Annotated in this window: 7 protein-coding genes and 1 pseudogene; 5 read left to right on the top strand and 3 right to left on the bottom strand. The window is 44.4% G+C overall.

Annotated elements, in window-relative coordinates; translation table 11 throughout:
• The first annotated feature begins 144 nt into the window (after positions 1 to 144).
• Complete coding sequence (locus JGK20_RS12320; protein WP_293181787.1) at positions 145 to 2,112, top strand: hypothetical protein; 1,968 nt, start codon at positions 145 to 147, stop codon at positions 2,110 to 2,112.
• Positions 2,113 to 2,396: 284 nt separating this feature from the next.
• Here JGK20_RS12320 and JGK20_RS12325 read toward each other — a convergent pair whose 3' ends face one another.
• Together JGK20_RS12325 and JGK20_RS12330 are read right to left on the bottom strand one after the other, a co-directional pair.
• Entirely contained in the window at positions 2,397 to 3,077 is a 681-nt protein-coding gene (locus tag JGK20_RS12325) for a class I SAM-dependent methyltransferase (RefSeq protein WP_293181785.1), read from the bottom strand.
• Positions 3,078 to 3,340: 263 nt separating this feature from the next.
• Positions 3,341 to 4,519: a glycosyltransferase family 2 protein gene (locus JGK20_RS12330; RefSeq protein WP_293191420.1), complete on the bottom strand. Its 1,179-nt coding sequence runs from the start codon at positions 4,517 to 4,519 to the stop codon at positions 3,341 to 3,343.
• Between the two features lie 157 nt (positions 4,520 to 4,676).
• Between JGK20_RS12330 and JGK20_RS12335 the strand changes: the two genes are divergently transcribed.
• The 3 genes from JGK20_RS12335 (at position 4,677) to glcD (ending at position 7,705) form a co-directional block, all read left to right on the top strand.
• The gene (locus JGK20_RS12335) at positions 4,677 to 5,069 is read left to right on the top strand and encodes a transporter (protein WP_293150051.1); all 393 of its coding nucleotides are present in this window, start codon (positions 4,677 to 4,679) and stop codon (positions 5,067 to 5,069) included.
• Between the two features lie 283 nt (positions 5,070 to 5,352).
• Positions 5,353 to 6,216, top strand: a complete 864-nt coding sequence (locus JGK20_RS12340) for a DUF6671 family protein (protein WP_293230601.1) — start codon at positions 5,353 to 5,355, stop codon at positions 6,214 to 6,216.
• Between the two features lie 13 nt (positions 6,217 to 6,229).
• Positions 6,230 to 7,705, top strand: a complete 1,476-nt coding sequence (gene glcD / locus JGK20_RS12345) for a glycolate oxidase subunit GlcD (RefSeq protein ID WP_293181779.1) — start codon at positions 6,230 to 6,232, stop codon at positions 7,703 to 7,705.
• A gap of 360 nt (positions 7,706 to 8,065) precedes the next feature.
• Here glcD and JGK20_RS12350 read toward each other — a convergent pair whose 3' ends face one another.
• A complete protein-coding gene (locus tag JGK20_RS12350; protein ID WP_293191425.1) occupies positions 8,066 to 9,883 on the bottom strand; it encodes a PAS domain S-box protein in 1,818 nt (605 codons plus the stop codon).
• Positions 9,884 to 10,431: 548 nt separating this feature from the next.
• On the opposite strand from JGK20_RS12350, the pseudogene JGK20_RS12355 reads away from it, so the two are divergent.
• Positions 10,432 to 11,731: pseudogene (locus tag JGK20_RS12355) on the top strand (bifunctional phosphoribosylaminoimidazolecarboxamide formyltransferase/inosine monophosphate cyclohydrolase); the annotation flags it as partial.

The raw sequence follows: 11,731 nt of genomic DNA on the forward strand, positions 1-11,731 counted from the left end.
ATTAATTAATATAAACAATCAACAATAAATTGACGAAAACCACCCTCTATTGTATAATCGAAAACCCTCCCTATAAAAATAGCCGACACTTGACAACTAATCAACTAAAAAGTTAACTATTTAATAGATACAACTCCTACAGCAATGATGTCATACCTCATCTCATTTTCCTACGGTATTTGCCTGCTACTATCCCTCATCGGTTGGGGAAAAGTCTTCAACCACATCCTGTTTCCCAACCAGCGAATTGACTGGGGACAAAGAGCCGCTTGGGGTCTAGCTTTTAGCGTTCTAATTGGCGGCATCTTAAATGCAACCTGGACTATTTCCCAAACCACAATTCTATTTTTTTTAGGTTTGGGACTCATTTACTGTCTAGTAGATTTAATAAATCACAGACAATTAATTATTAATAATATCTGGCACTTTTTTCAAGAATGCCGCAAAGATAAAGTCATCTTAGCAGGCATTGCCATAGTTAGTCTACTAATTTTAATTCAATACGCCGGATGGCTTTATACAGGTAGACACAACTTTGCAAATATGGTCTATGCTGACGGATTTAATACTAGCGACGACTACCACGGTTACTTAGTATTTCCCCACAAAATGCTGCAACTCGGTTCGATGGGTTCAGACCCTTTTAGCGAACGAAGAATAGTATCTTTAGGTGGGCAGTCATTTCTCCAAGCATTGATTTTAAGCGGACTTTCCGACACTAATCTCAACCTCATCGACCCCGCTTTGCCCCTGATAATTACTGTCGGACTAATCCTAGGATTTTTCAAAGAAAATAAAGTTTCAACCAAACGAATCGTCTTCACTATTTTATTCTTGCTTTTGATTCCACTTCCCAAGGCTAACACTACAAGTCTCATGCTGCCAGTCGCTTTATTTGTAAGTTTGTTCAGGACGCTTGACAGTAAAGAGATAGAACGCAACCATTGGGCGGCAAATGCTTGTATATTAGCTTTAATTGCAGCGGCTATTTGTGCTTTAAAATCATCGCTAATACCCGCCTGTGTCTTTCTATTTGCCACCAGCTATATTTGCTATTTAATTAGCTCCGAATCCAAACAAAAAGTTTTATTTGAATTGGTATTGACAACAGTATTAGTGGGAGTATTTCTACTGCCTTGGATGATTTCAATGTATCAATCCTCAGGCACTCTATTGTATCCTCTTTTGGGAAAAGGCTATCACGCCTCCGCCTACGGCATTACCTTCAAATCAGGTTCGACGTTATTAGGAACTGCGAAAAGCGCCATGAGAGCATTCCAAGGTATTTATGTTTTTATACTGATATTTCTCGGCTGTTTGAGCTTGAGCATCCGACCATGGAAGTTTGGCAATTTACCCGAAGAACCTTCGTTCTCGAACCGCCAAGCAGTTTTATCAATGACAATTGCAGCGGGATTGGCGACAATTGCTGTAGGTGTAATTACCGAAAATGCCGACCCTTTTCGCTATTCGTTTTCTCACCTTTTCCCAGCAATTTTAATATTGATCGCGGTAGCAATGACCGACACAGGAACATTAAACAAAAACGGAGCAGCCAACTTTTTTATTGCTGCTGTATTTTGTGCGGGGTTGGCAATTAGCTATAACTGGGCTATCACTAAACAGACTTACTCAGCTTATGTAAAAAATATAGAATTTGGGCTGACAAATCCATCATTAGTTACAGCAAAGCAAAAGTCGCAGTACGTAGCAATACAGGAGTCTGTGCCACAGGGAGAAACAGTTTTGACCAGACTAGATGCACCTTTTATCCTCGACTTCAAACGCAATCAAATTTTCCTAGCAGACTGGCCGGGGGGAGCAAGTTTGCCACCCGGTATGCCTGTATTCAAAGGCCCTGAAGCCTTAGCAAACTATTTAGTTTCAAAATCTATTCGATACATAGCTTATTCGTCTTGGAGTCTCAATCATCCCGCAGATGTAGATACTTCGGGGCCTGGATTGTCATCTTGGTTTCGACTGCAAGCAAAACTCTCTCACGATTTTCGCGATAACGTGCGGCAACTTGCAAAAAGTCGCAAAAAACTTTATGAAGACGGAGAAAATTTTGTGTTAGATTTGGGAACTAAAGCCATCTCTATGGGTTTGTAGTTCTGAACAGTTGCTAGAATCAAAGCAAGCTGAAAAAAGTCTTACATGATACGCTACTCATAGCAGTAAGGTACGCATTGCACACCCTACAATAACTTTACTCTTTAGTCCGCGGAGGCGGACTTCGTTTGTGTAGTAGCGGTTTCAACCGCCGAGTCTTAGGAATGAGAATTAAATAAGGATCGCAAATTAAATAATTTACACAAGTTTGTGGGATGGGCGGGACGCCCATCCCACAATAACAATTAAAATTGTAAGTTATTTAATTCGCGATCCTTATCTAATCAAAGGGGATTTTTAACATAAAAGAGCAGATTGGATATCAAACCGAGAAGCCGAAAATGTCTGGTAGAAACTTGAGCATCTGCTGGGAGCATCTTTAACACATCTTTCTCGGATAATAGGTTGAGATTCTCCTCTTTGGCAAAGAAGTTTTTGCCGAGCAATCTCAACAAAGCTCGAAACCAAGAAGGGGGAAACCAATGAATTAGGGGAACAGCAGTGTGGAATTCTACGGGATACCAGCGGTTGGGAGTGGTGATGCAACAAGTTTTGCCGACTCGGCAAAGTTCCCGAACAAAAGCTTTTTGCTGAGTCCTATTGCCGACGTGTTCGATTACGGCAAAACTCACGACTAAATCAAAACTTTTGTCGGGAAATGGTAAAGTCAACCCGTCGGAACGGACGTATGTTAAACCGGGATATTCTTCTTCTAAAAAGGCAGCATCTTCCATGCCGACTGCGGTTATTTTATGGGGGTATGGATAGAGTTTTTCAAAGAAATTGCAATCTTCGCGACGGTCGGAAGTTACTCCTACATCCAGGACGGTTGTGTCGTCGCTGGGATTGGCTAATCCCAGGAGCAAATCAAACATTTTTTGGCGGGCGTACCAAGATAGTTTAGTGGCGAAACCACCTAGCTTGGGGCCGATATACTCGCTGGAATTGTTTTCAGTTACTGTCATAGGATTTGAGGTTTTCGATGTACAGATTAGATGGGTGAAGTCTGATTGTTCCTGACCGCTTTAACGCAGCATTTGGACAAGTCTGTCGATTCTGAATTTTAAATTTTAGATTTTAGATTTACTCCACAGATGAATTGGGTAGCTTGAAATTTGGTCTAAAGTCTGGGGATATCCACTCCATGCGCCGACAGCCTGTATCTGTTTTTGGGCTGGTTCAAATTATCTTTGCTGACAATTGTAATAAGATTTGAGGTTGAATTATTTTACCTACGTTTTAAGCTCAGAACGCTGAGAAAAAAGCTAGACAGAACCATCTGCAAACCTACTGTCAGGCACGTGAGGGAGGGAATAACTAAACGGAGAGTTTTAGAGGAGTCTAGAGAACCGAAATCTGTTTTGCTCCAGATAGTTAATGACAAGAACGAGCCAATTATTCCGATTAATATTAGCGTGATTCCCACGATCAATCCTGTCTCTAGGGTGACATAGCGAAATATTTTGTTGAGTTTGGGGTCTTGCGGCAACAGTTTCTCGCTGATGGCGAAAATTTTGGTGAAGAAAGCGAATGTTACGGCTTGAAAACCGACGATAATTGCGATCGCAGCATACAATAGCGTATGTACATCAAAGCTGATGCTCCCGATTTTTTGAGTACCGGGCAACAGCCAAATGCCAACTATTAAACCCAACATCATCAGCCCCGTACCGGGATACAGAAACAGCCACCGGGGACTGTACAGCAGCAAAAATCGGAGGTGCCGCCAGCCATCTCGCCAAGTTCGCAGGTGTGGCGGGCGGCTGCGGCCGTCGGGAGAGAGTACGGTTGGGACTTCAGTTATCCCCAACTTGTACAGCGAGGCTTTGACGACCATTTCGCTGGCAAATTCCATACCGGTTGTTTGCAAGTCGAGTTTCAAAATTGAGTCTCTCCTGAAACCTCTGAGCCCGCAGTGAAAGTCGCCGGCGGGACTTGAAAAGAATAACCGCCCAACCCATGTCAGCACCGGATTTCCTAAATATTTGTGCAGCGGCGGCATGGCCCCTGGTTTGATGCCCCCTTGAAAGCGGTTTCCCATGACTAAATCGCAGCCTCCCCGCAATTTTTCGACAAAGGCGCCGAGGTGCGAAAAGTCGTAGCTGTCGTCAGCGTCGCCCATGATAATATAAACTCCGCGCGCCGCTACGATGCCTCCCATTAGGGCGCTGCCGTAGCCTTTGGCTGCTACGGGTACGACTCGGGCCCCCAATCGGGTGGCGATATCTTGAGAACCGTCAGTGCTGCCGTTGTCTGCTATGATGACCTCGCCGGCAATATTAAGTTCGCGCAGGGACTTCTGTGCCTTCTCGATACAGATTTCTAAAGTTTCTGCCTCGTTGAGGCAGGGCATGAGTATCGAGAGTTCGAGACTGTATTCCTCGCTGGTGTTGGTCTGTTCTGCCATATGTTTGTTCCAGGCGTTACTGGCGATCGACAATACTTACTGTTCCAGTATCTATGCTTAAATTATTAGTGGTGAAGAAAACTCAACAAAACTTAATTTAAGTTTTTCCAGTTTTTTGGAATGGCAATTTTTGCTGTAATATAGGTTACTTAAACTTATGAGTAGAAGCGTTTTTCTAGTTTTGCTCGCTGCTATTTTGTGCAGTGTTGTAGGTCAATTTAGTCTGAAAGCGGGAGCGAAAATATTAGGACCGATTGGCGCTGCTAATTTAGTTGAAAAAGTTATCGCAATGGCAACTCAGCCTTTGATAGTTGGAGGTCTGTGTTTGTATGCAGTTTCTTCGATCGGCTTTATCGTAGTTTTGTCTCGCGCCAACATTAGCATAGTCTCGCCTTTACTGTCAATTAGTTACTTGTTTACTGTTTTGGGTGGCAAAATTGTATTTGGCGAGCCTTTGCCACCGCTGCGGTTGGTAGGCGTGGGGCTAATTATGACGGGAGTAATTTTTGTACTCAGAGGTCAGGCTGGGGGAGTTACTGGCGGCAATTAACACGATTTGAGATTTGAGATTTGAGATTGAAGATTGAAGATTGAATAATTTTAGCGGTAGGGTGCCTCGCAATTAAAAATCCCTAGTATAAAATCGATCGTCTCATTGCGACGCACCTATGCCATCGCAAATTGAGCAAACCAACTCAAAAATTATGTTGTAGCAACAGTTGAGATGGTATAAGATTGATAATTGAGTGCTGAATTGATAATTTAGGTCGCAGGGTGTATGTGAGTCCTCTGTTATGAAATAATGCTGCAATATGTCTCTGTCCTCTGAGTCTATGAATCTACTTCAATTATTGAGATATCGCACCGCAGTTCTTGCTACTATGCACCAAAAAGAACGGGTGATGGCTCCCATTTTGGAACGAGAATTAGGCGTTATAATTAGCGTACCTGCGAATTTTGATACTGACGCATTCGGCACGTTCACTAGAGAAGTTAAGCGTTTAGGTACTCAAATAGAAGCGGCTCGCCAGAAAGCAGAAAAAGCTTTAGAAGTTGCGGGCGAAACTCTAGCATTTGCGAGCGAAGGTACTTTTGGCCCTCACCCAATGATGCCGTATCTGCCAGCCAACAGAGAAATTGTAATTTTATTAGATAGAGCTAACAATATCGAACTTGTCGGCGAATCTTTGTCATTGGAAACTAATTACAGTCACCAGTTAGTTGCAAGTATAGAAGAAGCCGAGGATTTTGCCCAAAAAGCGGGATTTCCCGAACACGGACTGGTTGTTGTAGTTGGCGATGCTGCACTCGGTAAGGGTGAAATTGTTAAGGGCATTGTGACAGAAAAACAACTTTTTGATGCGGTGACAGCAGGCTTAACAAAATCCTCAACTGGCAAAGTTCACGTCGAAACAGATATGCGGGCGATGTACAATCCCACTCGGATGAAAAACATCGAAAATGCAACTCTCGATTTAGTTAAAAAATTTAAGCAATTGTGCCCGGAGTGCGGTTGGCCGGGATTTGAGATTTCCCAGAGGAAAATGGGGTTGCCCTGCGGACTTTGCTATTTTCCGACTCAGCTAGTGCGATCGACTATTTATCAATGCAAAAACTGCGGTTATACTAAAGAAGAACTGTTTCCCGACGGTCGAGAGACTGCCGATCCGGCTCAGTGTCAGTATTGCAATCCTTAAAAATAAGTTACTAATGATAGCCGTAGCAACCGATCGCAACTGGAAACCCGTTATTAAAGAATTTGAGGCTGTAGTCGGCAAAAACGGCGTAGTGCAGCGCCGTGAAGAATTGATTGTCTACGAGTGCGATGGACTTGCTAGCTACCGCCAGCGCCCCGCCCTGGTGGTATTGCCGCGAACTACCGAGGAAGTGGCAAATGTGGTCAAAATCTGCGATCGCAATTCCATTCCCTGGGTGGCTAGAGGTGCGGGTACCGGGCTTTCCGGCGGCGCTTTACCTGTAGAAAACTGCGTGCTGATTGTCACAGCCCTGATGCGAAAAATCCTGAAAGTTGACTTAGAAAATCAGCAAGTAGTCGTACAACCGGGAGTAATTAATAACTGGGTAACGCAAGCAGTTAGCGGCGCAGGTTTTTACTACGCGCCCGATCCTTCCAGTCAAATTATTTGTTCGATTGGCGGCAACGTTGCCGAAAATTCTGGTGGCGTACACTGCCTCAAATATGGCGTGACAACCAATCACGTTTTAGGATTGAAATTGGTAATTCCAGACGGTTCAATTGTCGATGTCGGCGGCGAAATTCCAGAAATGCCTGGTTACGATTTAACTGGTGTATTTGTCGGTTCCGAAGGCACTTTAGGCATCGCCACAGAAGTTACTTTGCGAATCCTCAAAGCGCCGGAATCGATTTGCGTTCTGTTGGCAGATTTTCCTAGCATAGAAGCAGCGGGCGAATCGGTTTCCGATATTATCAGCGCTGGGATTATTCCTGGTGGCATGGAAATCATGGACAATATCAGCATTAATGCTGTGGAAGATGTCGTAGCAACTGGTTGTTATCCGCGCGATGCGGCAGCAATTCTGCTCGTAGAAATCGACGGTTTAGAAGTGGAAGTTGCTACAAATAAACAGCGAATTTCTGATATTTGCAAGCAGAATGGAGCGCGAAATATCACCACGGCTCACGATCCGGAAACGCGGATGAAAATTTGGAAAGGGCGGAAAGCTGCTTTTGCGGCGGCGGGTCATCTCAGCCCTGATTATTACGTGCAAGATGGGGTAATTCCGCGCACGCAAATGGCTTATGTTTTGAAAGAAATTGAGGGTTTGAGCGAGAAATACGGCTACCGAATTGCGAATGTATTTCATGCGGGAGATGGGAATTTGCACCCGCTGATTTTGTACGATAATTCGGTAAAAGGTGCGCTGGAAAAGGTGGAAGAATTGGGCGGGGAAATTCTCAGGCTGTGCGTGAAAGTTGGCGGCAGTCTTTCGGGGGAACACGGGATTGGTGCTGATAAGAAGTGTTTTATGCCGGATATGTTTTCGGAGGTAGATTTGGAGACGATGCAGTGGGTGCGTCACGTCTTTAATCCGAAAGGTTTGGCGAATCCTGGGAAGATGTTTCCGACGCCGAAGACTTGCGGGGAAGCGGCGAGGGCTAAGGTGGAAACTATGAAGAAGTTGGAGGGTGCAGAGGTTTTTTAATTCCACGGATGCAGACGGCGGTTGAAACCGCGGCGACACAAGCGATGTCCGCGGAGGCGGGTTGAAGAGAGCAATTACCCAGATGCAGACGGCGGTTAAAACCGCGCCTACACAAACAAAACCCGCCTCCGCGGGTTGAAGAGAGCAATTACCCAGATGCAGACGGCGGTTGAAACCGCGCCTATAAAAACCTGTTAGCCTTCCCGAAGGGTAGTCCGCCGGACGCCGACGGAAAAGGGTAAAATAATTTTCATCGACTACTCTTCTCTTCAACCCGCGGAGGCGGGTTTTGCCTGTGTAGGCGCGGTTTCAACCGCCGTCTGCTGCATCTACAAACAATTTTTATTATGGCTAACCACACTAATGTGCGATCGGCATTTTGATAATAAATTCCGTGCCTTTGCCCAATTCCGAAGTACAATATAATTCTCCTTGATGTCTTTCTACAATAATTTGATAGCTAATTGACAAACCCATTCCCGTGCCTTTCCCAACGGGTTTGGTAGTAAAAAATGTATCGAATATGCGCTGCTTGACTTCCTCAGTTATTCCCGGCCCGGTGTCAGAAATTTTGATTTCTACAACATTGCCGATAACTTCGGTACAAATTCTAATCTGGCGGAAATTTTCCGGCATTTCTTGAAAATCTTCCCTAATGTTCGGATCGTCTAAAGCATCGATCGCATTGCTAAGAATATTCATAAAAACTTGATTTATCGGCCCGGCAAAACACTCTACAAGCGGCAAATTTCCGTATTCTTTGACAATTTGAATTGGCGGCATTTCGCCGTTTCCTTTCAAGCGGTGATTGAGAATTAACAGCGTGCTGTCAATACCTTCGTGGAGGTTAACTGGTTTCATCTGTGAATCGTCGTGCCGCGAAAAGTTCCGCAGCGACTGCACAATCTGGCAAATGCGATCGACGCCTACGCTCATTGAAGACATGATTTTGGGTAAATCTTCAGCTAAAAAGTCGAGATCGTTTTCTGCTGTTTCTTGCTGAATCTCAGCGACTGGATTGGGATAATTTTGTTGGTAAAGTTCTAGGAGGTGAAATAAGTCTTGGATATAATCTTTGAGGTAAGCGAGATTTCCGTGAATGAAGCTGACGGGGTTGTTGATTTCGTGAGCGACTCCGGCAATTAGCAATCCCAAACTGGACATTTTTTCGCTTTGAACTAATTGGGAATGAGTATTTTTTAGTTCGTCAAGTGCTGCTGCTAGTTGTGCTGATTGTTCTCTGCTTTGTGCTTCGGAATTTCGCAAGGATTCTTCGGCTTGTTTGCGATCTGTGATGTCTCTCTGTACGCCGATGAAATGAGTTAATTTGCCTTTTTTGTCGCGCACTGGAGAGATTGAGAAAGAATTCCAGAAAATTGTTCCGTCTTTGCGGTAATTCTTTAATATTACCTGACATTCGCTTTCGGTTGTCAAGGCTTGGCGGATTATTTCTAGTGCCTCGGAATCGGTATCGCTTCCTTGCAAAAATCGCGAGTTTTTCCCGATAATTTCTTCCCGTCGATAGCCTGTCATGCTTTCAAAGGCGGGATTGCAATAAATAATTGGATGTTCTGGATCGGTGGCGTCAGCAATGGTAACTCCGGTGCTGGTAGCAGCCATAGCCCGATCGTACAACCAAAGCATTTCTTCTGCGCGCTTGCGATCGGTAACGTCCCGCAACGTGGCTAAATAAGCCATTTCTCCCTCCCATTCTGTTTCCACCACCCGCATTTCTACTACAGCATTTGCTTTGTGCTGGCGAATAGCTTCAACTTCTGTTTGCACGACGCGCATTCCTGCTGCTTCTGTTTCTCCAACTTGGGGAATAATATCCGTGTCCATCTCAATGTCGCAAGCTGAACCTTCTACTACCAAATTGCCAAAAAATGCTTGGCCTAAAAGTTGCTCTGCTTTGCAGTTAAAGAGCGCTTCTGCTGACGGGTTGGCAAAGCAGACAATCCCTTGCTTGTTGACGATTGCGATACCGTCGGCATTTTTGGCGATCGCATTCCGAAACCGAGATTCGCTAGCTTTTAAATCGTGTTCTAACTGTTCAATTGCTTCTTGCATTTTTTGCATTTCGCAAATACTAATACTGTCAGATTGTCCAAAATTGGCTTCTATGCAATCATCGGCTATTTTTTGGGGTAACTCTTGACAGTCCATTCTATTGTTCATATTTTTAGAAAGTGTTTTGTGGGTACTTCTAATATTACTGACCTTATTTTCTGAATCAGCTTCATGAAAAAACATATTTAAACCTACCATTTTTTTATTAAGGTGTTGCGATCGCGAAATTTTTATTTTAATCTAGGCAGAAAACAATTTCCCTTCGATGCTAACACATTACTTTTATAATTCATCCTAAAATATCTTTGAGATTTAATATCTATCTCCATGGAATGATCTATTCCACTTGAGTAAGTAATTTCAACAACATCGGGATTTACGTAGTTGGCAAACTAACCATTAAGGCGAGAAATGGCTTCAATCAGCCTCCTAGGGGACAAAATAACACTATCGACTCCCCCTATTCTAAATATTTAGAAGCAATTGCCAAGTATAAATTATTATATGATTTTGAAGTAAGTTCGCTGGCTCACAAGCAGGCTCATGCTTTAACTCTCAGGAAATAATCACAATTACCAATTAGCAAAATATCTACCTGCGGACAGATTTGATATACAATGTAACCTGTCTATTTTTGCGATCGCAATTTCAAACCAATGGCACGTCTAGCACTTCTGAGCGTATCCAATAAAACCGGGCTAATCGACTTAGCGCGCAGTCTAGTAGAAGAATTTGAATTTGACATAATTAGCAGCGGCGGGACAGCAAGCGCCCTCAAAGAAGCAGGAATCCCTGTCACGAAAGTTGCGGAATATACTGGTTCTCCCGAAATTTTGGGCGGGCGAGTCAAAACACTTCACCCGCGAATCCACGGAGGTATTTTAGCACGCCGCGATGTAGCGCAAGACCTCGCGGATTTAACGGAAAATCAAATTCGGGCGATCGATCTAGTTGTAGTCAATTTGTATCCCTTTGAACAGACTATTGCCAAACCTGGAGTTACTCTAGCAGACGCAATTGAGAATATAGATATCGGCGGGCCGGCGATGCTGAGGGCTTCAGCTAAAAATCACGCTCATTTGACAGTTTTGTGCAATCCAGAACAGTACAATACTTATTTAGGAGAACTTCGGCAAAACGGCGCGGAAGCATCCTTAGAGTTTCGGCAAAAATGTGCGTTAGAAACATTTCAGCATACAGCAAATTACGATCGCGCGATCGCAAATTATCTCAGCAGCCAATCCGAGCCAGAATCGAAGCTACCACAGGAGTTTAGCGTATCGGGAACAGAGCTGCAAACACTCCGCTACGGCGAAAACCCCCACCAAGCCGCCACCTGGTATCAAAGCGGAAATGCACCGACAGGCTGGACAACTAGCACCATCCTGCAAGGCAAAGAATTGAGCTACAATAATTTAGTAGATTTAGAAGCAGCAAGGCGGCTAATTGTAGAATTTCCCGAGACTCCCGCCGCCGCGCCCTGAATCGCCCGATTGATGCTGCTACTGCAACGGCGCTAACTAAGACATTTTTAGAATGTATTGTCGCCCCGGGGTGCGAACCGGAAGCGGAAGAAATTATCAAGAAAAAGGCGAAAGTTCGAGTATTGATTTTACCAGATTTGACTCAAGGGCCAGCACAAACTGTGAAAGTAATTGCAGGCGGTTTGCTGGTGCAAGAATCGGATAATGTAGTAGAAGAAACTAGCAAATGGCGCGCCGTTACCGAGAAGCAACCGACGGCGGGAGAGTGGGAAGAATTGCTGTTTGCTTGGAAAGTAGCGAAACACGTTAAATCGAATGCGATCGTTGTGACGCGCGATCGCACTACAATCGGTGTCGGCGCCGGACAAATGAACCGTGTGGGATCGGTTAAACTAGCGTTGGAACAAGCGGGAGAGAAGAGTAAAGGAGCGATTTTGGCTAGCGATGGCTTCTTCCCCTTCGACGATTCCGT

The organism is Microcoleus sp. PH2017_05_CCC_O_A, from assembly GCF_020738785.1.
Taxonomy (GTDB): domain Bacteria; phylum Cyanobacteriota; class Cyanobacteriia; order Cyanobacteriales; family Microcoleaceae; genus Microcoleus.